Annotated in this window: 24 protein-coding genes; 7 read left to right on the forward strand and 17 right to left on the reverse strand. The window is 73.7% G+C overall.

Translation table 11 applies throughout. From position 1 onward, the window contains the following. Positions 1 to 36 precede the first annotated feature (36 nt). The 9 genes from Q6350_RS09235 to dop all read right to left on the reverse strand — a co-directional run bounded on the left by Q6350_RS09235 (position 37) and on the right by dop (position 10,489). Positions 37 to 1,836: an ABC transporter ATP-binding protein gene (locus Q6350_RS09235; protein WP_304604027.1), complete on the reverse strand. Its 1,800-nt coding sequence runs from the start codon at positions 1,834 to 1,836 to the stop codon at positions 37 to 39. After that, positions 1,833 to 3,731, reverse strand: a complete 1,899-nt coding sequence (locus Q6350_RS09240; RefSeq protein WP_304604028.1) for an ABC transporter ATP-binding protein — start codon at positions 3,729 to 3,731, stop codon at positions 1,833 to 1,835. The genes Q6350_RS09235 and Q6350_RS09240 overlap by 4 nt, the downstream gene beginning before the upstream one ends. A gap of 92 nt (positions 3,732 to 3,823) precedes the next feature. Then, positions 3,824 to 4,594, reverse strand: a complete 771-nt coding sequence (hisF, locus tag Q6350_RS09245) for an imidazole glycerol phosphate synthase subunit HisF (protein WP_304604029.1) — start codon at positions 4,592 to 4,594, stop codon at positions 3,824 to 3,826. A 7-nt stretch (positions 4,595 to 4,601) separates the two neighbouring features. Next, positions 4,602 to 5,591 carry an FKBP-type peptidyl-prolyl cis-trans isomerase gene (locus Q6350_RS09250; protein ID WP_304604030.1) on the reverse strand — a complete coding sequence of 330 codons (990 nt, stop codon included), beginning with the start codon at positions 5,589 to 5,591 and terminating at the stop codon, positions 4,602 to 4,604. Between the two features lie 63 nt (positions 5,592 to 5,654). After that, positions 5,655 to 7,016, reverse strand: a complete 1,362-nt coding sequence (pafA, locus tag Q6350_RS09255) for a Pup--protein ligase (RefSeq protein WP_171248288.1) — start codon at positions 7,014 to 7,016, stop codon at positions 5,655 to 5,657. 10 nt (positions 7,017 to 7,026) lie between these two features. Next, positions 7,027 to 7,746 (reverse strand): proteasome subunit alpha, encoded by a 720-nt coding sequence (prcA, locus tag Q6350_RS09260; protein ID WP_171248287.1) that lies wholly within the window; start codon positions 7,744 to 7,746, stop codon positions 7,027 to 7,029. Then, a complete protein-coding gene (gene prcB, locus Q6350_RS09265; RefSeq protein WP_304604031.1) occupies positions 7,743 to 8,594 on the reverse strand; it encodes a proteasome subunit beta in 852 nt (283 codons plus the stop codon). The genes prcA and prcB overlap by 4 nt, the downstream gene beginning before the upstream one ends. Continuing rightward, positions 8,595 to 8,795, reverse strand: coding sequence for a ubiquitin-like protein Pup (locus Q6350_RS09270; RefSeq protein WP_171248285.1), 201 nt, complete (start codon positions 8,793 to 8,795; stop codon positions 8,595 to 8,597). It abuts the gene before it with no gap. Between the two features lie 71 nt (positions 8,796 to 8,866). After that, complete coding sequence (gene dop, locus Q6350_RS09275; protein ID WP_304604454.1) at positions 8,867 to 10,489, reverse strand: depupylase/deamidase Dop; 1,623 nt, start codon at positions 10,487 to 10,489, stop codon at positions 8,867 to 8,869. Positions 10,490 to 10,558: 69 nt separating this feature from the next. On the opposite strand from dop, the gene Q6350_RS09280 reads away from it, so the two are divergent. Beyond that, positions 10,559 to 12,136: a PP2C family protein-serine/threonine phosphatase gene (locus tag Q6350_RS09280; RefSeq protein WP_305065987.1), complete on the forward strand. Its 1,578-nt coding sequence runs from the start codon at positions 10,559 to 10,561 to the stop codon at positions 12,134 to 12,136. Between the two features lie 26 nt (positions 12,137 to 12,162). Here Q6350_RS09280 and arc read toward each other — a convergent pair whose 3' ends face one another. The 3 genes from arc to Q6350_RS09295 all read right to left on the reverse strand — a co-directional run bounded on the left by arc (position 12,163) and on the right by Q6350_RS09295 (position 16,124). Next, a complete protein-coding gene (arc, locus tag Q6350_RS09285; RefSeq protein ID WP_304604033.1) occupies positions 12,163 to 13,818 on the reverse strand; it encodes a proteasome ATPase in 1,656 nt (551 codons plus the stop codon). 171 nt (positions 13,819 to 13,989) lie between these two features. Next, positions 13,990 to 14,988, reverse strand: a complete 999-nt coding sequence (locus Q6350_RS09290; RefSeq protein WP_370375392.1) for a tRNA (adenine-N1)-methyltransferase — start codon at positions 14,986 to 14,988, stop codon at positions 13,990 to 13,992. A 5-nt stretch (positions 14,989 to 14,993) separates the two neighbouring features. Next, the gene (locus tag Q6350_RS09295) at positions 14,994 to 16,124 is read right to left on the reverse strand and encodes a site-2 protease family protein (protein ID WP_304604035.1); all 1,131 of its coding nucleotides are present in this window, start codon (positions 16,122 to 16,124) and stop codon (positions 14,994 to 14,996) included. Between the two features lie 101 nt (positions 16,125 to 16,225). On the opposite strand from Q6350_RS09295, the gene Q6350_RS09300 reads away from it, so the two are divergent. Beyond that, positions 16,226 to 17,128, forward strand: coding sequence for a PD-(D/E)XK nuclease family protein (locus tag Q6350_RS09300; RefSeq protein ID WP_304604036.1), 903 nt, complete (start codon positions 16,226 to 16,228; stop codon positions 17,126 to 17,128). Between the two features lie 4 nt (positions 17,129 to 17,132). Here Q6350_RS09300 and Q6350_RS09305 read toward each other — a convergent pair whose 3' ends face one another. Next, a complete protein-coding gene (locus Q6350_RS09305; RefSeq protein ID WP_304604037.1) occupies positions 17,133 to 17,825 on the reverse strand; it encodes an HAD family phosphatase in 693 nt (230 codons plus the stop codon). Between the two features lie 83 nt (positions 17,826 to 17,908). On the opposite strand from Q6350_RS09305, the gene Q6350_RS09310 reads away from it, so the two are divergent. Beyond that, positions 17,909 to 18,802: a PAC2 family protein gene (locus Q6350_RS09310; protein ID WP_171248278.1), complete on the forward strand. Its 894-nt coding sequence runs from the start codon at positions 17,909 to 17,911 to the stop codon at positions 18,800 to 18,802. 46 nt (positions 18,803 to 18,848) lie between these two features. Here Q6350_RS09310 and mshC read toward each other — a convergent pair whose 3' ends face one another. Together mshC and uppP are read right to left on the reverse strand one after the other, a co-directional pair. Continuing rightward, entirely contained in the window at positions 18,849 to 20,138 is a 1,290-nt protein-coding gene (gene mshC, locus Q6350_RS09315) for a cysteine--1-D-myo-inosityl 2-amino-2-deoxy-alpha-D-glucopyranoside ligase (RefSeq protein ID WP_304604038.1), read from the reverse strand. Positions 20,139 to 20,156: 18 nt separating this feature from the next. Then, the gene (gene uppP, locus Q6350_RS09320; RefSeq protein ID WP_304604039.1) at positions 20,157 to 21,032 is read right to left on the reverse strand and encodes an undecaprenyl-diphosphatase UppP; all 876 of its coding nucleotides are present in this window, start codon (positions 21,030 to 21,032) and stop codon (positions 20,157 to 20,159) included. A 104-nt stretch (positions 21,033 to 21,136) separates the two neighbouring features. Here uppP and Q6350_RS09325 point away from each other — a divergent pair, with 104 nt between their 5' ends. Continuing rightward, the gene (locus Q6350_RS09325; RefSeq protein WP_304604040.1) at positions 21,137 to 22,108 is read left to right on the forward strand and encodes an aldo/keto reductase; all 972 of its coding nucleotides are present in this window, start codon (positions 21,137 to 21,139) and stop codon (positions 22,106 to 22,108) included. A gap of 9 nt (positions 22,109 to 22,117) precedes the next feature. On the opposite strand, the gene Q6350_RS09330 is transcribed toward Q6350_RS09325, so the two are convergent. Further along, on the reverse strand, positions 22,118 to 22,378 hold the full coding sequence (locus tag Q6350_RS09330; protein ID WP_305065988.1) for a primosomal protein: 261 nt from the start codon (positions 22,376 to 22,378) through the stop codon (positions 22,118 to 22,120). A gap of 73 nt (positions 22,379 to 22,451) precedes the next feature. Here Q6350_RS09330 and Q6350_RS09335 point away from each other — a divergent pair, with 73 nt between their 5' ends. Genes Q6350_RS09335 through Q6350_RS09345 form a run of 3 tightly spaced genes read left to right on the forward strand, consistent with a single transcriptional unit; the run spans position 22,452 to position 23,938 of the window. Beyond that, complete coding sequence (locus Q6350_RS09335; protein ID WP_171248273.1) at positions 22,452 to 22,658, forward strand: DUF5703 family protein; 207 nt, start codon at positions 22,452 to 22,454, stop codon at positions 22,656 to 22,658. Position 22,659: 1 nt separating this feature from the next. Continuing rightward, a complete protein-coding gene (locus tag Q6350_RS09340) occupies positions 22,660 to 23,439 on the forward strand; it encodes a fructosamine kinase family protein (RefSeq protein WP_305065989.1) in 780 nt (259 codons plus the stop codon). 4 nt (positions 23,440 to 23,443) lie between these two features. Next, positions 23,444 to 23,938: an NUDIX domain-containing protein gene (locus Q6350_RS09345; RefSeq protein WP_305065990.1), complete on the forward strand. Its 495-nt coding sequence runs from the start codon at positions 23,444 to 23,446 to the stop codon at positions 23,936 to 23,938. 6 nt (positions 23,939 to 23,944) lie between these two features. On the opposite strand, the gene Q6350_RS09350 is transcribed toward Q6350_RS09345, so the two are convergent. Continuing rightward, complete coding sequence (locus Q6350_RS09350; protein ID WP_305065991.1) at positions 23,945 to 25,288, reverse strand: M20/M25/M40 family metallo-hydrolase; 1,344 nt, start codon at positions 25,286 to 25,288, stop codon at positions 23,945 to 23,947. Positions 25,289 to 25,314: the final 26 nt, after the last annotated feature.

Raw genomic sequence — 25,314 nt, forward strand, 5'->3', positions numbered from 1 at the left:
TCCTTTCACGTCGAGGGCGCCGGACGGGGCCGCGTCTCAGCGGGTCTGGGCCACCCACGAGGCGTGCATGCGGGCGTACACGCCCCCGGCCGCCGCCAGCTCCTCGTGCGGCCCGACCTCGACCACGTGCCCGTCGTCGACGACCACGACGAGGTCGCTGGCCTCGGCCGTGGACAGCCGGTGGGCGATCGTGATCGTCGAGCGGCCCGACGTCAGGGCGTCCAGCGCCCGCGCGATGCGCACCTCCGTGGCCGGGTCGACCGCGGACGTCGCCTCGTCGAGCACGAGCAGGTCGGGCGCCGCCAGGTAGGCGCGGGCGACGGCGACGAGCTGCCGCTCCCCCGCGGACAGGGCCTCGCCGCGCTGGCCCACGTCCGTGTCCAGCCCGGCGGGGAGACCGGCGACCCAGTCCGTCAGCCCCAGCGCCTCGAACGCGGCGGCGACGCGGGCACGCACCTCCGGGTCCTCGGGGGCGGCCTCGGGCAACCCGTAGGCGACGTTGCTCAGCACCGTGCCGTCGAACAGGAAACCCTCCTGCGGCACGAGGACCACGCGCTCGCGCAGCCGTGCCAGCGGGATGCGCCGCAGGTCCACGCCGTCGAGCTCGACCCGGCCGTCCGTGGGGTCCATGAGGCGGGCGACCAGCTTGGCGATGGTCGTCTTGCCCGAGCCGGTCTGCCCGACCACGGCGACCTTGCGCCGCGCGGGCAGCTCCAGGTCCACGCCGTGCAGGACCTCGGGCCCGTCCGGGTAGGCGTACCGCACGCCGCGCAGCGCCACGTGGGCGTCCCCGCGGGGGCTGTCCACCCCGTCGGCCCCGGCGTCGACGACGTCCAGCGGCGTCTCGACGACCGCCAGCACCCGCCGCCAGCCGGCCACGGCGTTCTGGAGCTCGTTGAGGATCTCCGTGGCCATCTGCACCGGCCCGGTGAAGAGCTGGACCAGGAACAGGAACGCGACGAGCTGCCCGGCCGTCAGTCCCCCGCCGATGCCGAGGTAGGAGCCGACGACCACGACGACGGCGAGCACCAGGGTCGCCATGAAGGTGCCCGAGGAGAACACGCTGGCCACCAGCAGCAGAGCCCGGCCCTGGGTCCGCCGCGCCTCGTCGATGGCGGCGTCGATGCGCCGACCCGTGCGGGCCTCGACGCCGTAGGCGCGGACGGTCTCGGCGCCGACGACGGACTCGGAGACGGCGGCGAGCATGGCGCCGACCTTCTCGCGCGAGCGCCCGAACGCCCGCCCCACCGACCGCTGGGCGTACCGCAGGATGACGAACAGCGGCACGAAGCACAGCCAGACCACGGCGGTCAGCGCCGGGGAGTAGACCGCCATGAGGGCGGTGGCGACCGCGATCTGGAGCGTGGAGACGAGCAGCATGATGCCGCCCCACTGCACGAAGTGGGAGATCTGGTCGACGTCGGTGGTGACCCGCGAGACGAGGGCGCCCCGACGCTCCGAGCCCTGCGAGAGCGTGGACAGGTCGTGCACGTGCCGGAAGGCCCGTACCCGCAGCGTCGCAAGCCCGGCCTCCGTCCGGCGGAACAGCCGCACGTTCACCACGGCGGTGCACAGCCCGGCCACGACGATCGCCCCGGCGGCCAGCAGGGTCAGCGTCAGGACCTGCGAGGCGTCCGGGCCGCCGTCGGCGAGGATGCCGTCGTCGACGGTGCGCTGGACCGCCAGCGGCACCACGACCCGTCCGGCCGCCGCCAGGACGGCCAGCGCGAGCGTGACCCACAGCCCCTGGACGATCTGCGGGGAGATCTCCAGCCCCCGGCGCAGCGTCGCGAGCACGCCCAGCTCGCTGGCCGACGCGATGCGCGAGTCGCTCATCGGACCTCCTCCGTCTCGGTCTCCCAGGGTTCGGGCACGTCCTCGCCGGCGGCCCGCTCGTCCGCCAGCTCGCGCTCGCGGCGGGCGGTCTCGACCTCGTAGGCGGTGGCGAGCTCGCGGTAGCCCGGGTCACGCGCCAGCAGCGCGTCGTGGGTGCCGACGTCCACGACACGCCCGCCGTCGAGGTGGACCACCAGGTCGGCCATCGCCACCGAGGACATCCGGTAGGCGACCATGACGACGGTCGTGGCGCGCCGGCCGTCGTCGGAGCGCGCGGCCAGCCCGGCGAGGATCTGCTGCTCGACGCGGGGGTCGACGGCGCTGGTGGCGTCGTCGAGCACGAGCAGCCGGGGACGCCGCACGAGCGCCCGGGCGATGGCGAGCCGCTGCCGCTGGCCCCCGGACAGGTTCGCTCCCCGCTCGCCCAGACGGGCGTCGAGGCCGTCCGGCAGGGCCCGCACGACGTCGTCGACCCGGGCCAGCGTGAGGGCGTCCCACACGGCGGCGTCGATCTCGGGGGTGACCTCGTCGGCGAGGGTGACGTTGGCGCGCACGGTGTCCTCGAAGACGAACGTCTGCTGCGCGACGAGGGACACCTGGGCCGGGATCTCGCCGTCGGCGACCCCGCGCAGGTCGGTGCCGTCCAGCAGCACGGTCCCGCGCGCGGGGTCGCTGAGCCGGCTGAGCAGCGAGACCAGCGTGGTCTTGCCCGCACCGGTGGCGCCCACCACGGCGACGGTGGTGCCGGCGGGGATGTCGAGGGTGACGTCGTCGAGCAGCCGGGCGGTGCGGCCGGCGGCCGGCACGTCGACCCCGACGCCCTCGAGGCGGACCGCGAGGCCGGCCTCCCCGGCCGGGAGCCGCCCGGTGCCGGGCGTCAGCTCGCCCCGCGCGTCGAGCACGCGGGTGATGCGGTCGTAGCCCACCAGGGCGCGCGGGATCTCGCCGAGCACCCAGCCGAAGGCCCGGACGGGCACGGCCATGATGGTGAGCAGGTACGCCGCGGTGACCACGTCGCCGACGTCGACGGCACCGGCCGCGGCGCGGGAGGCCCCGACGCCGAGGACGAGCAGCGTGCCGAGGTTGGGCAGCAGCTCGATGACCGGGTCGAAGACCGCACGCACGACGCCGACGCGGACGTTGGCGGTGCGCAGGTCGTCGGTCGTCCGGGCGAAACGCCGCTCCTCGCGGTCGGCCGTGCCGAGCGACTTCACCAGCAGCGCCGCCTCGAAGGACTCGTGCGCCACGTCCGCGACCTCCGCCCGCAGCTGCTGGGCGCGGGTCGCGGCCGGGGCCATGTACCGCTGGAAGACCAGGTTGGCGGCGACGGCGGCCGGGATCACCACCAGTGCCGCGAGGGCGAGCCAGGGATCGATGACGAAGAGCATCACCGTCGCGACGGCGATCATCACGACCACGCCGAGGGCGAAGGGCAGCGGGTTGAACACCCCGGTGGCGGCCTCGACGTCGGCGCTGGCGTTGGACAGCAGCTGGCCCGCCGGGTGCGCCCGGTGCCACGACATCGGCAGGCGCAGGTACTGGCGGGTCACCCCGCGCCGGTGCTGGGCCTGCAGGCCGACGTTGCCCCAGCCGGCCCAGATCCGCCGGCCGGCCACGGACAGCGCGAGCGTCAGGGCGACCAGGGCGAGCACTCCCCCGGCGAGCCAGATGTCCGCGCGCGCCGCGGCGTCGCCCGACAGCGCGGGCACGACGACGGCGTCGGTCGCCCAGCCCACGGCGCGGCTCACGGCGACCGTCGCGGCGCCGAACAGCGCCGAGGCGACCACGGCGCCCGTGAAGAGCCGTGGTTCGGCACGCAGACCTCGCCACAGCAGCAGGACGCTGCGGCGCAGCCGCGACCCGGTCAGGGTCGCCGGGCGGGCGGGTTCGGGCACGACGGGACCTCACAGGTGTCTCGGGGATCAGAGGTGATCCTAGCGCGCCCGGGGCAACTGCCCGCGGCCGCACGTCGCCGGTCCCGGCGGGTTCAGCGCACCTCGACCCCGGCGGCCCGCATCGCGTCCTTGACCTCGCCGACCGTCAGGGTGCCGAAGTGGAAGACGCTGGCGGCCAGCACGGCGTCGGCACCGGCCCGGGCCGCGGCGACGAAGTGCTCGGGGGTCCCGGCGCCGCCGGAGGCGACCAGCGGGACGTGGACGCGCTCGCGCACCGCACGCAGCATCTCCAGGTCGAACCCGCCGGTGGTGCCGTCGGCGTCCATCGAGTTCAGCAGGATCTCGCCGGCACCCAGCTCGGCGCCTCGTGCGGCCCACTCCACGGCGTCGATGCCGGTGCCGCGGCGGCCGCCGTGGGTGGTCACCTCGTAGCCCGACGGCGTCGTGGTGTCCCCGGTCACGCGGCGGGCGTCCACCGAGAGGGTGAGCACCTGGTTGCCGAAGCGGTCGGCGATCTCCGCGATCAGCTCGGGGCGGGCGATCGCCGCGGTGTTCACGCCGACCTTGTCCGCCCCGGCGCGCAGCAGCCGGTCGACGTCCTCGGCCGACCGGACACCCCCGCCGACCGTCAGGGGGACGAAGATCTCCTCCGCGGTGCGGCGCACCACGTCGATCATGGTCTCCCGGTCGCCGGAGGAGGCCGAGACGTCGAGGAACGTCACCTCGTCGGCACCCTCGGTGTCGTACCGGTCGGCGAGCTCCACCGGGTCGCCGGCGTCGCGCAGGTTGGTGAAGTTGACGCCCTTGACGACCCGTCCGGCGTCGACGTCGAGGCACGGGATCACCCGAACGGCCACGGTCATGCGGTCCTCATCCTTCGGTCGTGCCGGCGGACGACGCGCCGCCGCCCTGGGTGCCGGCCGCCTCGTCGGCCCCCTCGCCGTCCTCGTCCGGGACCGGCTCGTCCTGCGTGACCTGGAAGCGCGCGTCGAGGATGTCGATGACGTAGACGAGGGTCTCGTCGGCCAGCTCGCTGTTGGTGCCACCGTAGCCCAGGTGCGGGGGCACCACGAGCATCACCTGCGACCCGACGGACTGCTCGAGCAGTCCCTGGTCCCAGCCCTCCACCAGTCGGCCGATGCCGATCGTCGCGGACTGCGGGGCCACACCGTCGCCCCAGCTCGAGTCGACGACCCGGCCGTCGCTCCACCGCACCGCGACGTAGCGCGCGGTCACCATCTGCCCGACCTCGACCTGGGGGCCGTCCCCGCGGATCAGCGGTTGCACGACGAGCTCGCCCGGCGGCTCACCGCCCTCGACGAGGACCGTCGGGCTGCCGTCGGGGTCGCGGACCACCTGCGGCAGCCCCTCGACCGGCTCGACGACGTCCCCGGTGGCCCGGGTCGGCAGCACGTCCACGACGAGCACGACCGGGACGTCGTCGTCCTTCTCGACCACCAGGACGCGCGCCCCGACCCTCTTTCCCCGCAACGAGTCGTAGAGGTTCTGGCCCAACGAGTCCGGGTCGAACGTGTACCAGGCGGGAGCGTCCAGGTAGGTCGAGGAGATCACGCTGCCGTCGCGCCCGTCCTCGGCGTACATGTGCAGCAGGACGGGCTCGCCGGTCTCCAGCGGTTCCCCGCCCCCGGGGCGCAGCGTGCGCGACCCGGACTGGACGATCTGGTAGGGCTGCGGGTACTCGAGGGCCGGTGGCTGCCCCTCCGGACCGGTGACCTGCACCGGGACCTGGGAGGGCAGCGGGCTCGGGGTGACCCGGTCCCACACCGGCGTCCCGCAGCCGGTCAGCGTCAGCACGACGGCCAGGACGGCGACGAGCAGACGGGGACGGGCGGGGAGCACCGGGACAGTCTGCCACGTCGGCCCGGAGGCCCCGGAACGGCCGCCGGTCCAGGGGACGGCCTCCTACATGGACTCGATGAGCCGTTCGACGCGCTCGTCGACGTTGCGGAACGGGTCCTTGCACAGGACGGTGCGCTGGGCCTGGTCGTTGAGCTTGAGGTGCACCCAGTCGACCGTGTAGTCGCGTCGCGCGTCCTGGGCGGCCCGCACGAAGTCGCCGCGCAGCTTGGCCCGCGTCGTCTGGGGCGGGATCGCCGTGGACTCGAAGACCTCGAGGTCGGTCACCACCCGCTCGACCATCCCCCGCGCCGCGAGCAGGTTGTAGAGCCCCTCCGTGCGGGAGATGTCGTGGTAGGCCAGGTCCAGGCGCGCGACCCGGGGGTCGTCCATCGACAGGTCGTGCTTGGCCCGGTACCGCTCGATGAGCCGCCACTTGATGACCCAGTCGAGCTCGCGGTCCACCAGGGTCAGGTCGCCCGACTCCAGGGCGCGCAGGCCCCGCTCCCACAGGTCCAGCGTCTGCTTGACCTGCGGGGTGGGGTCCAGGTGGGCGTCGACGTGCTCGCGCACCCGCTGGTAGTACTCCCCCTGGACGTCGACCGCCGTCGCGGTCCGGCCGTTCGCGAGCTGGACCGGGTGCTTGCCCGAGGAGTCGTGACTGATCTCGCGGATCGCCCGGATCGGGTTCTCCAGGGAGAGGTCCCGCACCGGGACCCCGGCCTCGACCAGCCGCAGCACCAGGTCGGTGGCACCGACCTTGAGCAGCGTGGTCGTCTCCGACATCGAGGAGTCGCCGACGATGACGTGCAGGCGCCGGTAGTGCTCGGCGTCGGCGTGCGGCTCGTCGCGCGTGTTGATGATCGGCCGCGAGCGCGTCGTCGCGCTGGAGACGGCCTCCCAGATGTGGTCGGCCCGCTGGGACAGGCAGTACGTCGCCCCGCGGGGGGTGGCCAGGACCTTCCCGGCGCCGGTGAGCACCTGGCGCGTGATGAGGAACGGCACCAGCACGTCGCTGAGGCGGGAGAAGTCGCCCTGGCGGCGCACCAGGTAGTTCTCGTGGCAGCCGTAGGAGTTGCCCGCCGAGTCCGTGTTGTTCTTGAACAGGTGCACCTTGCCCGGCAGGCCCTCGTGCTCGAGACGCTGCTGGGCGTCGGCGACGAGCCCCTCGAGGATGCGCTCGCCGCCGCGGTCGTAGGCCACGAGCTGGCGGACGTCGTCGCACTCGGCGGTGGCGTACTCGGGGTGCGAGCCGACGTCCAGGTACAGCCGGGAGCCGTTGCGCAGGAACACGTTGGAGGAACGGCCCCAGGCCACGACCTTGCGGAACAGGTAGCGCGCGACCTCGTCCGCGCTCAGCCCCCGTCCGTCGTCGGCCGCGCACGTGACGCCGTACTCGGTCTCCAGCCCGAAGATCCTGCGGTCCATGTCCGCCCCCTCAGTCGTCCCCGCGCAGCAGCTCGGCCAGCGCGTCGCCCTGCCACCGGCGGAAGGCCCGCCGGGTGCGGCGGCGGTCCAGCACCGCCACCTCCAGCCCGCCCGCGGGGATCTCGCGTTCCTGACCCTCGGCGGCGATCGATCCGTCCGTGCTCACCGCGCCGAGCGTGCGCACGGCGAGACGCAGCACGGCGGCGAGGTCCATGCCCGGCTCCCAGCCCTCGCGCAGCCGGGAGGTGAGCTGGTCGGCCTGGCCGCCCATGACCACGAACCCGTGCTCGTCGGCCACCGAGCCGTCGTACGACAGCCGGTACAGCTGGTCGTCGGCCGGCGTGGCCCCCACCTCGGCGACGACGAGCTCGACCTCGAGCGGCTTGGACTCCGTGGTGAAGACCGTCCCGAGGGTCTGCGCGTAGGCGTTGGCGAGCCCGCGGGCCGTCACGTCGGTGCGGTCGTAGGAGTACCCGCGCAGGTCGGCGTACCGCACGCCCGCCACGCGCAGGTTCTCGAACTCGTTGTACTTGCCGACGGCGGCGAAGGCGATGCGGTCGTAGATCTCCGAGATCTTGTGCAGCGCCCGCGACGGGTTCTCCGTGGCGAAGGCGATGCCGTCGTCGTACGCGAGCACGACGACGGAGCGGCCGCGGCCGATGCCCTTGCGCGCGAAGTCCGCCCGGTCCTTCATCAGCTGCTCGGGCGAGACGTAGAACGGCATGTTCATGCGCGCGAACCCTCCTGACGACGATCGGCCACGATCTGCTCCACGACGGCCGCGAGGGCGTCGTCCGGGACCCGCCGGTACCCGTCGGCGGTCACGGTCGCCACCACCGGCCAGATGCGCCGGACCGTGTCGGGCCCGCCGGTGGCGCTGTCGTCGTCGGCCGCGTCGTAGAGCGCCTCCACGGCCACGGCGACGGCGGCGTCCGCGTCCAGACCCTGGCGCCAGCGCTTCTTCAGCGACCCCCGGGCGAAGACCGAGCCCGACCCCACCGAGTGGTGGTCGTGCTCCTCGTACCGCCCGCCGGTGACGTCGTAGCTGAACAGCCGGCCGGTGGACCGGTCGAGGTCGAAGCCGCCGAACAGCGGCACGACGGCCAGCCCCTGCATCGCCAGCGGCAGGTTGCCGCGGATGATCGCCGCGAGCCGGTTCGCCTTGCCGTCCAGCGAGAGCTGGGAGCCTTCGATCTTCTCGTAGTGCTCCAGCTCGAGCTGGAACAGCCGCACGAGCTCGAGCGCGATCCCGGCGGACCCGGCGATCCCGACGGCGGAGTGGTCGTCGGCGTCGAAGACCTTCTCGATCTCGCGGTTCGCGATGAGGTTGCCCATCGTCGCCCGGCGGTCGCCCGCCATGACGACGCCGCGGCCGTGCTCGTCGTCCCCGAAGGTGAGGGCGACGATGGTGGTCGCATGCGGCGCCATGTCCGAGGCCGACCCCGTCAGGCCGGTCGGACGGTTCCCGGGCAGCAGCGCCGGGGCGTGCTCGCCCAGGAAGTCGACGAACGAGCTCGACCCCGGACGCAGGAACGCGTCCGGCAGCCGGCCGGAGGACTCAGCGGATGAGGCGGTCACTCACTGCCCACCCTTCTGCACGAATCCCCGGACGAACGACTCCGCGTTCGACTCCAGGACCTCGTCGATCTCCTCCAGCAGCGAGTCGACCTCCGCGTCGCGGTCGGCGGCCTGCGGGGCGGCCGGGGCAGGGGCCTCCGCGTCGTCGTCCTCGGGCGTGCGGTCGTGGTCCTGCGGGTTGATGCGTTCCTGACCGGCCATGGTCCGCCTCCTTCGCGTTCCCTGCGGGTGTTGGCAAGCCTATGTCGTCCTGGGCGAGGTGCAGCGCAGACTCACGATTCCCCCCGCAACCCCGTCAGCAGGGTGGTCGCGTCCGGGCTCGCGTCCAGGAGCTGGCCGATGTGCTGGGCGGTGCCGCGCAGCGGGTCCGGCATCGGCACGCGCTGCAACGAGGCGGCACCCGCGACGTCGAAGATCACCGAGTCCCAGCTGGCCGCCGAGACCTCGTCGGCGTAGCGCTCCATCACCTCGCCGCGGAACCACGCCCGCGTGTCCGTCGGCGGGTGGTGCACCGCGCGGGCGACCTCGTCCTCGGTGGTGATCCGCTCCACCGCCCCGGAGGCCACCAGCCGGTGGTAGATCCCCCGCTCGGGGCGCACGTCCGACCACTGCAGGTCGAGGGCTCCCAGCCGCGGGTGGTCCCAGTCCAGGCCGTCGCGGGAGCGCAGGCGCTCCAGGAGGCGCAGCTTGGCCACCCACTCGACCTCGCGGGCGCAGGACATCGGGTCCTCGGCGAGCCGCTCGAGGACGTCGCGCCAGCGGGCGACGACCTCGTCGGACGCGGCGTCCGAGCCGAGGGCCGCCAGCGACCGCGTCACGAGGTCGAGCAGTCGCCGCTGGATCTCCAGCGCGGTGGCCGTCGTCCCGTCGGCGAGGTCGAGACCGGCGTCCAGGTCGAGGTCGCGCGAGACCTGCCGCACGGCCGGGACCGGGTCGGCGAGCCGGAGCCGGGACAGCTCGGCGCGGGCCGCGACCCCGGCCTCGGCGAGGTCGTCCAGGTGCTCGAGCACCCACAGCACCAGCGAGGTGGTGCCCAGCTTGAGGTAGGTGGCGACCTCGAGGTGGTTGGCGTCGCCGAGGATGAGGTGCAGGCGGCGCCAGCGCGTCCGATCGGCGTGCGGCTCGTCGCGCGTGTTGACGATCGGTCGGCGCAGGGTCGTCTCCAGGCCGATCTCGGCCTCGATGTAGTCGGCACGCTGCGAGAGCTGGAACCCGGGCTCGTCCCCGGTCTGGCCGAGCCCGACACGGCCGGAGCCGGTGTACACCTGCCGGGTGACGAGGAACGCGGTGACCAGCTCCGCGAGCGTGCTGAAGGGCAGGTCGCGGTCGACCAGGTAGTTCTCGTGGGTGCCGTAGCTCGCGCCCTTGCCGTCGACGTTGTTCTTGTAGAGCACGATCTCGGTGCCCGGCACCTGGGCCAGGTGCCGGGAGGCCGCCAGCATCACCCGTTCGCCGGCCACGTCCCACACGACGGCGTCGCGCGGGTTGGTGACCTCCGGCGAGGAGTACTCGGGATGGGCGTGGTCCACATACAGCCGGGCGCCGTTGGTGAGGATGCAGTTGGCGGCGCTCGGGTCGTCGTAGTCCTCCGCCTCCGGGCGCTCGACGCTCTCGGGCGTGGCCGCCGTGTCCCCGGCGCCGTCCGTGCCGGACGGCGCCGGGGCGTCCGGGTCGTCCGTCAGCAGGGACGGGTGGGCGGAGGCGCGGTCGAGGTGGAAGCCGCGGGCGTCCGCCAGCGGGTCCTCGTCGTCGTAGTCCCACCGCGCCGGCGGGTGGCCGGGACGGCCGTCCTGGACCAGCGCCCGATAGGTGGTCACGACCTGGGAGCTCATCAGCATCGGGTTCGCCATCGGGCGCCCCGGGGACAGCACGCCGTACTCGGTCTCGATGCCCATCACGCGTCGCACGCTCACACGCCCACCCTATGCGGGGACCGGTCCCCACCGCGTCGATAGGGTGAGCCCGTGGTGGATTGGTTCACGCGGGCCGTGCGCGGCCACGACTGCGGCGAGGCCGCGCTCGCCGTCGACTGGTCGGCGACGCCGCTCGGCCCTCCCGACGCCTGGCCCACGGGCCTGCGACGGGCCGTCGATCTGTGCTTCAGCACCCGGTTCGCCGTCCTGGTGACCTGGGGCCCCGAGCTCACCATGATCTACAACGACGGGTACCGCGAGATGCTCGGTCGCGACCTGCACCCGCAGGCCATGGGCGCTGCCGCGCCGAAGCTCTGGGGACAGATCTGGGACGAGGTCGGTCCCCTGTTCGACGACGTCATGCGCACGGGCAGGCCCACCTGGGACGTCGACATGCCGTTGATGATGGACCGGTCGGGGTTCGTCGAGGAGACCCGGTTCACCTTCTCGTACAGCCCGCTGCGAGACGACGACGGTGTGGTGCAGGGCGTCATGGACATCGCGACCGAGACCACCGACCAGGTCGTCGACCGACGTCGCCTGTCCACCCTCAGCCGCCTCTCGTTCGCGCTCCACGGCCACCACGGCGACCCCGAGGATGTGGCCGACCTGGCCACCGCGGTGCTGCGAGACGCCGAGGACGTCGGCTTGGTGCACGTCTCCCTCGGTGACCCGGGCGGGCCGGACCGGCACGACGAGGCGACCGACCGCCGGGACACGGCATGGCCCGCGGGACCGGTCTGGCACGGCCGGACGCTGTTCGCTCCCCTGGACACCCACCCGGAGCGGCCTCCGCTCGGGACGATCACGCTGCGGGGCAACGAGCAGCGGCCTCTCGACGAGACGCAGCGCGCCTTCCTCCTGCTGCTCGCGTCGACCGTGTCGCACGCCGTCGCCGCGGCGGAGGAGCACCGGAGCCGCGTCGGTCGGCTCACCAGCGTCAGCGACGCGCTGCAGCAGGCCATGGTGCCCGCCACCCCGGCGTCACCACGTTGGCAGACGCACTACCGACCCGCCGACCACAGGATGGCGGTGGGCGGGGACTGGTTCGACGTGGTCGAGCTGTCCTCGGGCCGGTTCGGGCTGGTCGTCGGCGACTGCGTCGGCCACGGTGTCGTGGCGGCCGCGTCCATGGGGAGGCTCAGCAGCGCGGGACGCGCGCTGATGCTGGCGGGGTCCGGTCCCGCGCAGGTCCTCACGATGCTCGACGAGTTCGCCCGGACCGTGCCCGGTGCCGAGCTCGCGACGGTCTTCTGCGGCGTGGTCGAGCCCGCGACGATGACGCTCACCTACTCCAGCGCCGGGCATCCCCCGGGACTGCTGGTCGGCACCGACGGCGCCAGCGCATGGCTGGACGGTGCCCGCGGCCCGCTGCTCACCCTGCCGCACGCCGGCCGGTCGGAGCACACGACGACGCTCGCCCCCGGCGACACCGTGCTGCTCTACACCGACGGCCTGGTCGAACGGCGCGACACGAGGATCCGGGACGGCCTCGAGCGTCTCGCGGCGTTGGCCCGCGCCGAGTGCCGCGGCACCCCGCTGGGCGAGCTGCCCGAGCGCCTCCTCGACGCGATGCTGCCCGACGGCGCCCGCGACGACGTCGCTCTCGTGGCCTACCGCACCGACTGAGCGCCGCACCCCCACGGCCCCCCCGGTTACAGGTACTGACCGGTGGAGTGCACCGTGTCGATGGTCCGCGGCGTGCTGTGCTCGCCCTTCTTCTTCGAGATCGTGCGGATGAAGACGATCCGCTCGCCCTTCTTGCCGCTGATACGGGCCCAGTCGTCGGGGTTCGTCGTGTTCGGCAGGTCCTCGTTCTCCTGGAACTCGTCGACGCACGCCGCCAGCAGGTGCTCCACGCGGATCCCGCGCTGACCGGAGGCCAGGAGGTCCTTGATCGCCGACTTCTTGGCCCGGTCCACGACGTTCTCGATCATGGCCCCGGAGTTGAAGTCCTTGAAGTACAGCGTCTCCTTGTCGCCGCTGGCGTAGGTGACCTCGAGGAACTGGTTGTCCTCGTCCTCGGCGTACATCCGCTCCACGACGGACCGGACCATCGCCTGGACGGCCTCCGCCGGGTCCCCGCCGTGCTCGGCGAGGTCGTCGGTGTGGATCGGCAGGTCGGGGGTGAGGTACTTGCCGAAGATCTCCGTGGCCCCCTCCGCGTCGGGACGCTCGATCTTGATCTTCACGTCCAGCCGCCCGGGACGCAGGATCGCCGGGTCGATCATGTCCTCCCGGTTGGAGGCACCGATGACGATGACGTTGTCGAGCCGCTCCACCCCGTCGATCTCGGCGAGCAGCTGCGGCACGATCGTGGTCTCGACGTCCGAGGAGAGCCCCGTCCCGCGGGTGCGGAACAGCGACTCCATCTCGTCGAAGAACACGACCACGGGCATCCCCTGGCTGGCCTTCTCCCGGGCCCGGGCGAAGATCAGGCGGATGTGCCGCTCGGTCTCCCCGACGTACTTGTTGAGCAGCTCGGGGCCCTTGACGTTGAGGAAGAAGCTCTTCGCGTTGGGGTCGCCCCCGCGCTTCTCGGCCACCATGTGCGCCAGCGAGGAGGCGACGGCCTTGGCGATGAGGGTCTTGCCGCAGCCCGGAGGGCCGTAGAGCAGGACGCCCTTGGGCGGGCGCAGCCCGTGCTCGCGGAACAGGTCGGGGTGGGAGAAGGGCAGCTCGACGGCGTCACGGATCGCCTCGATCTGCTCCCCCAGGCCGCCGATGTCCTCGTAGGCGATGTCCGGCACCTCTTCGAGGACCAGCTCCTCGACCTCCGACTTCGGCACCACCTCGAAGACGAACCCGCTGCGTACGTCGACCGTCAGGGCGTCGCCGACCCGCAGCGTGTCGGCGGCGACGGAGCCGGCCAGACGCACGACGCGCTCCTCGTCGGCGCGTCCGACGACCAGCACGCGCTCGTGGTCGAGGACCTCCTTGACCGTGACGAGCTCACCGGTGCGCTCGTAGCCCCCGGCGCCGACGACGGTCATCGCCTCGTTGAGCTTGACCTCCTGGCCCGGGGCGAGGTCGGCCAGCCGCAGCTGGGGACTGGCCTGGACGTGCATCTTGCGGCCCTGCGAGACGACGTCGACCGACCCGTCGTCGTGCGCCGACAGGAACGTGGCGTAGGTCCCGGGCGGCTTGGCGAGGTCGTCGATCTGCTTCTTCAGCTCGACGATCTGCTCGCGGGCCGCGCGCAGCGCCTCGGCGAGCCGCTCGTTCTTCGCCGCGAGCAGCGCCAGCTGGGCGTCGCGACCGGACGGCGCCGGCGTGTCCGAGTGCTCCGGGCGAACAGGCTGGTCGGTCATGGCGTCCCCTTCCGTGCGGCCCGGGCATCCTCCCCTCCGCTGAGAGGATTCCTCCCGGGTGACAGCACCCTACGGGTCAACGCCGACAACGTGTGGCACATTTCACGGTCGGGTCCCGACGTTCACACGATGACGACCGAACCGTGACTCCCCCGCAATCTGCCGGGAACGTCACTCCGGTTCCTGGCCGACCTGACGACGCACGCGACGGATCTTCTTGTCCGAGACCGCCTTCTCGCCGAGCTCCTCCTCGTTCCAGCGGCCGGCGCCCCACTGTTCCTCGTCGCCCGGGCGCGAACCCTTGGCCGGACGCCGCTTGCGCACCGGCGGGGTGACGCCGTCGGCCAGCCGGCGCGCGGTCAGCAGGAAGCCGGTGTGCCCGACCATCCGGTGCTGCGGCCGGACCGCCAGGCCCTCGAGGTGCCAGCCGCGCACCATCGACTCCCAGGCGGACGGCTCGGCGAACCGTCCGTCGGCGCGCAGCGCCTCGGCGGTCCGGGACAGCTGGGTCGCGGTGGCGACGTAGCAGACCAGCACACCGCCCGGGATCAGTGCCTCGGCGACCGCGTCCACGTTCTCCCACGGCGCGAGCATGTCCAGCACGACGCGGTCCACCGAGCCAGGGTCCACGACCTCGCCCGCCCGGTCGGCCAGGTCGCCGGTGTGCAGGTGCCAGGCGGGGTGGGGGCCGCCGAAGAACGTCTCGACGTTGCCGCGCGCGATCGCGGCGAAGTCCTCTCGGCGCTCGATCGAGTGCAGCTCGCCCGCGTCGCCGACGGCGCGCAGCAGCGACATGGTCAGCGCCCCCGAGCCGACGCCGGCCTCGAGGACCCGGGCGCCGGGGAAGATGTCCGCCATCTGGATGATCTGGCCGGCGTCCTTGGGGTAGACGACGGCGGCACCCCGCGGCATCGACAGCACGTAGTCGCTGAGCAGCGGGCGCAGGGCGAGGTACTCGATCCCGGCGGTGTTGGTGACCACCCACCCCTCGGGGCGACCGATGAGGTCCTCGTGGCGGAAGTAGCCCTTGTGCGTGTGGAAGGTGGCGTTCTCGGCGAGCGTGATCGTGTGCATCCGACCCTTGGGGTCGGTCAGCTGGACCTTGTCGCCGACGCGGAAGGGACCGCGGCGGATGTCGGCACCGGTGGCGGAGGAGGAAGTCACGCCGATCGAGTCTACCGGCGGCCCGCCGGGCGGACCGCCGCCGCGACCCGTGCCACGTCCAGCACCCCGACGACCCGGCCGCCGTCCGTCACCGGCACCACGCGCGCGCCGCCGGAGACACGGGCCAGGTGCTCCAGCAGCTCGGGTCCGGACTGCTCGAGCGCGACGGCCGCTCCCGCGGGGAACGGGACGAGCGCCGACTCGACCGGGACGGCCGCCGCCTGGTCGGCCGGGACGGCGGCCGCGGCCTGCGGGTCCACCCACCCGGTCGGCTCCCCCCGGTCGTCCACGACCACGACCGCGACCTCGCCGTGGCCGCGCGCCGCCCGACCGGCCTCGGCGACGGGAGTCCCCGCCGGGACCACGACGGCGGTGGTCATCAGGGTGCGCACGTCGATCCGGCTGACGGCGTCGCGCCGCCGGCCGGCACGCATGGCCTCGGAGGCACCGGACCAGAGGAACGCCCCGATGAGCGCGGCCCACATGACGGTGAAGAGGTCCGGGCTGCGCCCGTCGACGAGCGGCCAGACCAGGGCGCCGAGCACGACGGCGAGACCGACGGCACGGCCGACCCACCCGGCGGCCACCGTGCCCGTCGTCCGGGACCCGGTGAGGGCCCAGACGGCGGACTCGAGCACCTGCCCGCCGTCGAGCGGAAGGCCGGGGAGCAGGTTGAACGCCCCGACGAACGCGTTGGAGAACGCCCCCGCGTACAGCAGCAGCGCAGGGATCGACGACGACGACTGGGCGGTGAAGAGGAACCAGAACGCGGCGGCGAGCGCCAGGTTCGTCAGAGGTCCGACGACGGCGATCAGCGCGCTGTCCCGCGGGCGGCGCACGGCCCCCGAGTAGGCCGTGTGACCACCCCACAGCGTCAGGGCCAGCTCGTCCACGCGGTGACCGCGCGCCCGCGCCACCAGCGCGTGCGCGACCTCGTGGCAGAACACCGAGGCGAACAGCAGCAGGACGAACGCGAAGGCCACGACCAGGACGCCGACCGTTCCCATCGCCGGGGCGAAGGCGCGCACCGTCGGCGCGAAGAGCAGCGTCAGCACGACGGCTGCCACGAACCACGACCGGGTCACCAGGACGGGTGCACCGGCCACGCGGCCGATCCGCCACCCGGAGGAGCGTTGAGTCACCGGTCCAGGCTATCCGGCGTGGCGCCCGGGAACCGCTGGCGCCCGGGAACCGCTGGCGCCCGGCAGCGGTCGTGTGGGCGGCCGGCCGTAGGGTGTCACGCATGACGACGACGGCGGATCCTGCCACCGGTTCACCGGACGCCACGGAGGTCGACACCGCGGCGGAGGCGCCCCGCAGACCGGCCCTGTCGCCGTCGCGGGCGAACGACTTCATGCAGTGCCCGCTGCTGTTCCGGTTCCGGACGGTGGACCGGCTGCCGGAGCCTCCGTCCTCGGCCGCGGCGCGCGGCACCCTCGTCCACGCCGTGCTGGAGCGCCTCTACGACGCCCCGCTCGGGGAGCGCACCCCCGAGGCGGCGCGCGCCCTGCTGCCGGGCGAGTGGGAGCGGCTGGTCGAGGTCGAGCCCCGCTACGCCGAGCTTTTCACCCCCGGCGGCGACGCCACCGGCCAACCCCTCGAGACCTGGCTCGAGGGCGCCGGACGACTGCTGGGCACGTACTTCACGCTGGAGGACCCGAACCGGCTCGAACCCGCGGCGCGCGAGCTGAAGGTGGAGAGCCAGCTCGAGGACGGGCCGCTGCTGCGCGGCGTCGTCGACCGCCTCGACGTCGCCCCCGACGGGGCGGTCCGCGTGGTCGACTACAAGTCCGGCCGGTCGCCGCGCCCGGGTTTCGAGGCCTCGGCGCTGTTCCAGATGCGGTTCTACGGTCTGGTCGTCTGGCGCGAGCGGGGCGTCCTGCCGAAGATGCTGCAGCTCGTCTACCTGGGGGACGGCCAGGTGCTGCGCGCCGAGCCCCGCGCACGCGAGCTGGAGGTCACCGAGGCCAAGGTGCGCAGCCTGTGGGACGCCATCACCACGGCGGCCCGCCGGGGGGAGTTCGTCCCGAAGCAGAGCAAGCTGTGCGGCTGGTGCGCCCACCAGGCCGTGTGCCCGGCCTTCGACGGCACTCCCCCGCCGCTCCCGGCCGACGCCCTGCGCCGACGGCTGGGGGTCGAGGTCTAGCGGCTCAGGTGGCGGCCGGGGTGAGGTCGAACACCTCGCCCGCGACGAGGCGACGCATCGTGCCCAGGTCGACGTCCGCGAGGCTGGCCGCGCGGCTCAGCCCGGGCCGTGGCTCGACGGGCAGGACGGCCTCGACGCCGAGGGTGCGCGCCCCGGACGCCAGCGCGGAGGAGATGCCGGCCGGCGAGTCCTCGAGCGCCACGCACTCCTCGACCGGCACGCCCAGCCGCTCGACGGCGACCAGGTACGGCTCGGGGTCCGGCTTGCCGCGGGTCACCTGGTCGCCGGTGACGAGCGTCTCGAACGCCCCGGGCACGTGCGCGGTGACGGCCTCGGCGAGCACCGTGTAGCTCATCGTGACCAGGGCGCAGCGCACGCCGGCCTCACCCAGGGCGGCGAGCAGCTCGCGGGCACCGGGCCGCCACGGCACGGACTCGGCGACCTGGGCCTGCACCCGTCCCAGGAGGTGCTGCACGATGGCGTCGAGGGGCAGGTCGACGCCGGCCTCCTGCAGGACACCCGCCGAGACCGTCAACGGGTTGCCCACGAGCTCCAGCGCCTGCTCGTGGGACCACCGGCCACCGTGGGCGGCGACGAGCTCGTGCTCGGCGCGGATCCAGTACGGCTCGGTGTCGACGAGGGTGCCGTCCATGTCCCACAGGACGGCGGCGGGCAGCGCGGCGGTGTCGTCAGGCATCACCCCGTCATCGTACGAGGGCCGTCGGCGGGACCCGGGGCCCGTCGAGGACGGTTCCGGGCCCGCCTGTATAGGCTGACCAGATGACCACCGAGCAGCCGGTCGGCCGTCACGCCGCACGTCAGACCGTCATGATCGCGGCCTTCGAGGGGTGGAACGACGCGGGCAGCGCCGCCACGGACGCCCTCGAGCACCTCGCCGACGTGTGGGGAGCCTCACTGCACCGCGAGCTCGACCCCGAGGACTACCACGACTTCCAGGTGAACCGACCGATGATCGGCAGCGGGCCGGACGGACGTCGGATCATCGCCTGGCCCACCACGACCGTGTCCGTCGCCGAGCTGGCGGACCGCCGTGTCGTGCTGGTGCACGGCATCGAGCCGTCGTTCCGCTGGAAGACCTACTGCCGCGAGCTGCTGGACATCGCGACGGAGCTGGGGGTGCGGACCGTGGTCACGCTCGGGGCGCTCCTCGCCGACGTGCCGCACACCCGCCCCATCCCCCTGACGGCGACCACGGAGAGCCCGGGGCTCCGAGCGGTGCTCGACGTCGAGCCGAGCACCTACGAGGGTCCGACCGGGATCGTCGGGGTGCTGCAGCACGAGGCCGCCGCCCGCGAGTTCCAGGCGGTGTCGTTGTGGGCGGCGGTGCCGCACTACGTCGCCAACCCGCCCTCGCCCAAGGCCACGCTCGCCATCCTGACCCGGGTGGAGGACCTGGTGGGCGCGTCGGTGCCGATGCGTGACCTGCCCGAGGACGCCGAGGCGTGGCAGGAAGGGGTGGACGAGCTGGCCCGCGAGGACTCCGAGATCTCCGAGTACGTGCAGCAGCTCGAGGAGGCGAAGGACACCGCGGAGCTGCCGGAGGCGTCCGGGGAGGCGATCGCCCAGGAGTTCGAGCGCTACCTGCGGCGCCGGGACCTGGGACCGGGCCGGGGTGGCGGCCACGGGACACCGGGGAACCCGGACAAGAGCTGACGCCCCGCCCGCGGCGGGCCCGGCCGGCACCGTGCCGGCCGGGGCGTCACAGCCGGACGCCGAGCAGCGCGTTGACGGCGCGGGCGACGACGCCGGGAGCGCCCTCGGTGTCCGCGGAGGTGTCCCGCCCCGGCGCGAGCGCCTCGTCGGCCCACGCGTCGACGGCCGCGAGGGCACGCGGGGCGTCCAGGTCGTCGGCGAGAGCGTCCCGCATCTCGGCCAGGGTGGCCTCCCAGGCCGGCCCCCCGTTGCCGGACACGGCCTCCCGCCACCTGTCCAGGCGGGCCTGCGCGGTCGTGAGCAGGTCGTGCGTCCACTCCCACTCGGCGCGGTAGTGCTGCGACAGGATGCCCAGCCGCACCGCCATCGGGTCGACGCCCTCGCGGCGCAGGGCCGAGACCAGCACGAGGTTGCCCCGCGACTTGCTCATCTTGTGGCCCTCGTAGGCGATGAGTCCGGCGTGCGCGTGCGCGCCGGGCGCGGAGGACGGGCCGGCGAGCATGCGCCCGTGCGAGACCGACATCTCGTGGTGCGGGAAGACCAGGTCCGAGCCGCCGCCCTGGACGTCGAAGGGCAGCCCGATCCCGTCGCGGGCGATGACCGTGCACTCGACGTGCCACCCGGGGCGCCCGGTGCCCAGGACGCCGCCGTCCCAGGTGGGCTCGCCCGGCCGCTCACGGCGCCACAGCAGCGGGTCGAGCGGGTTCTTCTTGCCCTCGCGGTCGGGGTCGCCGCCCCGCTCGGCGAACAGCTCGGCCATCGTGACCCGGTCGAACCCGGAGACGGCGCCGAAGTCGGGGTCGGCGGTCAGGTCCGCGTACACGTCCCCCAGACAGGGGTCGTCGCCGCCCGCCCCGGGCTCGACGGGGACGCGGTAGGCGCTCCCTTCCTCCAGCATCCGGGCCACGGCCTCGGCGATCGGCCCCACGTACTCGGCGACACCGGTCCACGGGTCGGGCGGGATGACGCCGAGCGCCGTCATGTCCTCGCGGAAGAGCGCCACCTGCTCGGCCGCGAGCTCGTGCCAGTCCACGCCGGTGGCCGCGGCCCGCTCCAGCAGCGGGTCGTCGACGTCGGTGACGTTGGAGCTGTACGTCACGTCCTTGCCGGCGTCGATCCAGGCCCGGTGCAGCAGGTCGAACGCGACGTAGGTCGCGGCGTGCCCGAGGTGGGTCGCGTCGTACGGCGTGATCCCGCACACGTAGCTGCGTGCCGTCGACCCGGGGGCCGCCTCGACGAGACATCCGGTCGTCGTGTCGTGGATGCGCACGACGGGACGGCGGCCGTCCGCGGGCGCGGGCAGCTCGGGGATCTGAGGGGTGGGCCAGGATCGCACGGCCCCAGGGTACCGGCGTCAGACGGTGGTCACGGCGGGGTCGGCCTCCAGGACGCCCGTGAGAATCAGCACGACGACCAGCACCGCCAGGCCGTAGCGGTAGTAGACGAACGGCTTGTAGGAGTACGTCGAGACGATCTTGAGGAAGCCGATCAGCACGACGTAGCCGAGGGCGAAGGCCACGAGGGTCGCGATCAGGGTCGCGCCCCACCCCGCCGACCCGGGCGCCGGGTCTCCCCCGGCGGCCTTGGCCAGCTGGTAGAAGCCCGAGCCCAGCACGGCCGGGATCGCCAGGAGGAACGAGTAGTCGGCCGCGGCGCGCCGGGTGAAACCCATCGCGAGCCCGGCCGTGATGGTGCCACCGGACCGCGACACGCCGGGGATGAGCGCCAGCGCCTGCGCGAGCCCGTACCCGATCGCCCGCTTCGGGGTCAGGTCCTCCACGACGCGGGTGCGCCGCCCGTAGCGGTCGGCCAGGTCGAGCAGGACGCCGAAGACCACCAGCGTCGCCACGGTGATCCACAGGTTGCGCAGCGTGGTCTCGATCGCCTCGTCGAAGAGCACGCCCAGCACGACGATCGGCAGCGAGCCGAGGGCGATGTACCAGGCCATGCGGGCGTCGGCGTCGTGCGCGCCGAACCGGTCGCGCCACGTGGTGCCGTGGTCGCCGCGCAGCGAGGTCCACCACCCCACGCAGATGTCCCGGATCGCGCGGCGGTAGTACAGCAGGACCGCCACCTCGGTGCCGATCTGGGTCACGGCCGTGAACAGGGCGCCCGGGTCGGCACCACCGATCAGCTCACCGACGATCCTCAGCTGTGCGCTGGAGGAGACCGGCAGGAACTCGGTGAAACCCTGGACCAGACCGAGGATGATCGCTTCCCACGCACTCACGAGCGGCCACACTACCGTTCCTGCAGGTGGGCTCCGGCACGTGCCGTCCCGGCCTCCGGCGAGGTTCCGGGGCGCGGTCGCGCCCCGCCGGTAGGGTCACGGCCATGGAAAGACGCCAGGTGGGAGGCTCGGGGCTGCACGTCTCGGCGCTGGGACTCGGCACCATGTCGTGGGGTCGCGACACGGACGCGGACGACGCTGCACAGATCCTGCGGGCGTTCCTGGACGCGGGCGGGTCGCTCGTCGACACCGCGGCCGCGTACGGCGACGGGGACGCCGAGCAGATGCTCGGCGACCTGCTGGACGGCCCCGTCGCACGCGAGGAGCTGGTGATCGCGACGAAGGCCGGGGTGCGCCACGGCCCGGAGGGCACGCGTCGCGACGCGTCGCGCGGGGGGCTGCTGGGCGAGCTGGATGCCTCCCTGCAGCGGCTGGGCACCGACCACGTCGACCTGTTCCTGGTCGCGTGCCCCGACCCCGTCACGCCGCTGGAGGAGACCGTCTCGGCCCTGCGGCTGGCCGTGACGTCCGGCCGGGCACGCTACGTCGGGCTCTCGAACTTCCCGGCCTGGGCCTCGGCGCGGGCCGCGACGCTGCTGGAGTCGACCGACGGCATCGGGCTCGCGGCCCTGCAGCTGGAGTACTCGCTGCTGCAGCGCGGGCTGGAACGAGAGGTCGGGCCGGCGGCCGCCGCCCTGGGTCTCGGGCTGCTCGCCTGGTCGCCGCTCGGCCGCGGCGTGCTGACCGGCAAGTACCGGCGCAGCGTCCCGGCGGACTCACGGGGTGCCTCGAACCGGCTGGCCGGCTTCGTCGAGCCGTACGTCGAGGACGCGGGCGCGGCGTCCGTCGTCGAGGCCGTCGCCACGGCCGCGGACGGTCTGGGCCGCGCCCCCCTGGAGGTGGCCCTGGCCTGGCTGCTCGCCCGCCCCCAGGTGGCGTCCGCCATCGTGGGGGCGCGGACCCCGGTCCACCTGCGCGGGGCGACGGGGGCGGTGGACCTCGACCTGCCGGCCGAGGTGCACGGGGCCCTCGACGACGTCTCCGGACTGTCCCTGGGCTATCCCGAGCGCTGGTAGCGGCCCGCCTCAGCGGGCACTGGCCTCGTCCTCGTCCTCGTCGTAGTCCTCGTCCTCGTCGTCGTCGTCATCGTCGTCGAGGTAGAACGGCGTCACCTCGCTGTAGGCCTGCGCCAGCGCGTCCTCGTACACCTCGAACGCGTCGGCGAGCACCTCGTAGGCGTCGTCGACGGCGGGGTCCTCGTCCCCCCGGCGGGAGGACACCGCGTGGAAGTGCCCCTCGAGGGCGGCGACGAAACGGTCCAGCGCGGCACGCGGGTCAGCGGTCATGCTCCGACCGTAGCGCCAAGAGCGGCAGAATGGGCACACGAAAACGACGCACGGCCTGATCGGGAGGCGACGGATGGCATCGAGCTGGCGCACGCACGGGCAGTACGAGTACCGGGTGGTCACGATCGACCGCGGCACCTCGGTGCCGGACGCCCGCAAGCGGCTCACCGAGGAGGCCGAGTACGGACGGTGGGAGCTCGCCCGCACCCGCCTCTACCTGGGTGGAGAGCGGCGGGTGTGGCTGCGTCGCAAGATCATCAAGGCGACCTCGACGCTCTGAGATGGAGACCTTCCGCAAGTCCCGCGCCGGCGCGCCGGCCGGGTTCTTCGACACCGAGGCGGCGGGGCTGCGCTGGCTCACGGTCGACGGCGGGCCCCGGGTGGCCCGGGTGCTGGAGACCGGCCCGGGGCACCTCGACCTCGAACGTCTCGACGCGGCCCCGCCGACCGCGGCGGCCGCCCGCGCGTTCGGCGGCCGGCTGGCGACGCTGCACGACGCCGGAGCCCCCGCCTTCGGCGCCCTGCCCCCGGACGCCGAGCGGGGATGGTTCGGGCCGCTGGAGGACCCGCTCGACATGCCCGCCGGCGCGTTCGAGGACTGGCCGACGTTCTACGCCGAGGCGCGGCTGCGACCGATCGTCGCCCAGGGGCTCGAGCGCGGGGTGCTCGGTCGCCGCGACGCCGAGGCGATGGAGGCGGTGTGCCGGGTGCTGCCCGACCTCGCCGGTCCGCCGGACTCCCCGGCGCGGCTGCACGGCGACCTGTGGTCGGGCAACCTGATGTGGACCGCCGACGACGACGGCGGCGGCACCGAGGCGGCGCTCATCGATCCCGCCGCCCACGGTGGCCACCGGGAGACGGACCTGGCCATGCTCGCTCTCTTCGGTGCGCCGCACCTGGACGAGATCCTCGTCGGCTACGACGCCGTGCACCCGCTGGCCCCCGGGTGGGAGGACCGCGTCGCGCTGCACCAGCTCTACCCCCTGGCGGTGCACGCGGTGCTGTTCGGCGGCGGGTACGTCGACGGGACCAGGCGGTCGATGGCCGCGCTGAGCGGGTGACACCGTGCCGGTCACGAGCGCCGGGCTGCTCTTCTACCGTCGCACCGACGGCCGGCTCGCGGTGCTCCTGGCGCACATGGGCGGCCCGTTCTGGGCTCGCCGCGAGGTGGGCGCCTGGACGATCCTCAAGGGTGAGGTCGCTCCGGACGAGGACGCCCACACCGCCGCCGTCCGGGAGGCCGCCGAGGAGCTGGGCGTGCCGCTTCCCACGGAGACCGTGCCGGACCTCGACCTCGGCGAGGTGCGCCAGCGCTCCGGCAAACGGGTCCGGGCGTGGGCCCGGCGCTGGCCGCCGCCCGGCCCCGACCCGGAGGCGGTGCGCAGCAACACCGTCCGGATCGAGTGGCCGCCCCGGTCGGGCCGGCACGTGGACGTCCCGGAGATCGACCGGGTCGCCTGGTTCAGCCCGGACGAGGCGCGCCGGGTGGTCGTGCGCGGCCAGGCCGACCTGGTCGACCGGCTCGAACGGGCGCTGGACGACCGGGACGCCGCGACCTGAGGTCGGTCAGCAGGTCGACAGCATCCGGTCCAGGACCCGCGTGCCGAACTTCAGGGCGTCGACCGGAACACGCTCGTCGACGCCGTGGAACATGCCGGCGAAGTCCAGCTCGGCGGGCAGGCGGAGGGGCGCGAAGCCGTAGCCGGTGATGCCGAGGCGGGCCAGCGACTTGTTGTCCGTGCCGCCGGACAGCGTGTAGGGCAGGACGGCGGCGCCCGGGTCCTCGGCGTGCAGCGCGTCCACCATCGCGTCCACCAGTCCCCCGCTGAAGGGCACCTCCAGGGAGCGGTCGGCGTGGATGGTCTCGACGCGCACCTGCGGGCCGGCGAGCTCGCGCAGCACGTCCCAGGCCTCGGCGTCGTGGCCGGGCACCGTGCGCATGTCCAGCGCCGCGGTGGCGGACCCGGGGATGACGTTCGCCTTGTACCCGGCGTCGAGCTGGGTCGGGTTGGTGGTGTGCCGCACGGTGGCCCCGACGAACTTCGCGGCGGGCCCGAGGGCGGCCACCAGGGCGTCCACCTGCTCCCGGTCGGCGCCGCCCTCCGGGTCGAAGGGCAGGCCGGTCAGGTCCGACACGCCGCGCAGCAGCCGCTCCACCGTGGGGGTCAGCGTGTACGGCCAGGCGTGCTTGCCGATGCGGGCCACCGCGGCCGCCAGCTCGGTGACGGCGTTCTCGTGGTTGACCTGCGACCCGTGGCCGGCCCGGCCGTCGGCCACCAGGCGCAGCCAGGCGAGACCCTTCTCGGCGGTCTGGACCAGGTAGGCGCGCCGGCCGCCGACGTCCACCGAGAACCCGCCGACCTCGCTGACGGCCTCGGTGGCCCCCTCGAAGAGCTCGGGGTGGTGGTCCACCAGCCAGCGCGCGCCCAGCACGCCGCCGGCCTCCTCGTCGGCGAACATGCCGATCACGACGTCCCGTGCCGGGCGGCGGCCCTCGCGGACCATCTGGCGCACGACCGCCAGGATCATCGCGTCCATGTCCTTCATGTCGACGGCGCCGCGCCCCCACAGCAGCCCGTCGATCTCCTCGCCGGCGAACGGGTCGACCGACCAGTCCGACGCCTGCGCGGGCACGACGTCGGTGTGCCCGTGCAGGACCAGCGCGTCCCGCGTCGGGTCGCTGCCCTCGAACCGGGCCACGACCGAGGCGCGGCCCGGCCGGGACTCGAAGATCTGCGGCTCGAGCCCGACGTCGGCGAGCAGCCCGGCCACGTACTCGGCGGCCTTGCGCTCGCCGGGTCCCTGGTTCTCGCCGTAGTTGGACGTGTCGATCCGCAGCAGGTCCTGGCAGATCCCGGCGACCTCGTCGGCGGCGGTGGGCTGGTGCTGGTCGTTCCCGGGTGCGTTCACGCACACACCGTACCCACGCCGGACAC

Origin of the sequence: Isoptericola sp. b515 (assembly GCF_030588125.1) — a bacterium.
Taxonomy (GTDB): domain Bacteria; phylum Actinomycetota; class Actinomycetes; order Actinomycetales; family Cellulomonadaceae; genus Isoptericola; species Isoptericola sediminis.

Bases quoted from the DNA above. Each gene is read 5' to 3' on its own strand.
- Q6350_RS09235 (WP_304604027.1), bottom strand. From the start codon at position 1,836: ATGAGCGACTCGCGCATCGCGTCGGCCAGCGAGCTGGGCGTGCTCGCG.
- hisF (WP_304604029.1), bottom strand. From the start codon at position 4,594: ATGACCGTGGCCGTTCGGGTGATCCCGTGCCTCGACGTCGACGCCGGA.
- pafA (WP_171248288.1), bottom strand. From the start codon at position 7,016: ATGGACCGCAGGATCTTCGGGCTGGAGACCGAGTACGGCGTCACGTGC.
- prcA (WP_171248287.1), bottom strand. From the start codon at position 7,746: ATGAACATGCCGTTCTACGTCTCGCCCGAGCAGCTGATGAAGGACCGG.
- Q6350_RS09270 (WP_171248285.1), bottom strand. From the start codon at position 8,795: ATGGCCGGTCAGGAACGCATCAACCCGCAGGACCACGACCGCACGCCC.
- dop (WP_304604454.1), bottom strand. From the start codon at position 10,489: ATGGGCATCGAGACCGAGTACGGCGTGCTGTCCCCGGGGCGCCCGATG.
- arc (WP_304604033.1), bottom strand. From the start codon at position 13,818: ATGACCGACCAGCCTGTTCGCCCGGAGCACTCGGACACGCCGGCGCCG.
- Q6350_RS09300 (WP_304604036.1), top strand. From the start codon at position 16,226: ATGACGACGACGGCGGATCCTGCCACCGGTTCACCGGACGCCACGGAG.
- Q6350_RS09305 (WP_304604037.1), bottom strand. From the start codon at position 17,825: ATGCCTGACGACACCGCCGCGCTGCCCGCCGCCGTCCTGTGGGACATG.
- Q6350_RS09310 (WP_171248278.1), top strand. From the start codon at position 17,909: ATGACCACCGAGCAGCCGGTCGGCCGTCACGCCGCACGTCAGACCGTC.
- Q6350_RS09325 (WP_304604040.1), top strand. From the start codon at position 21,137: ATGGAAAGACGCCAGGTGGGAGGCTCGGGGCTGCACGTCTCGGCGCTG.
- Q6350_RS09330 (WP_305065988.1), bottom strand. From the start codon at position 22,378: ATGACCGCTGACCCGCGTGCCGCGCTGGACCGTTTCGTCGCCGCCCTC.
- Q6350_RS09335 (WP_171248273.1), top strand. From the start codon at position 22,452: ATGGCATCGAGCTGGCGCACGCACGGGCAGTACGAGTACCGGGTGGTC.
- Q6350_RS09340 (WP_305065989.1), top strand. From the start codon at position 22,660: ATGGAGACCTTCCGCAAGTCCCGCGCCGGCGCGCCGGCCGGGTTCTTC.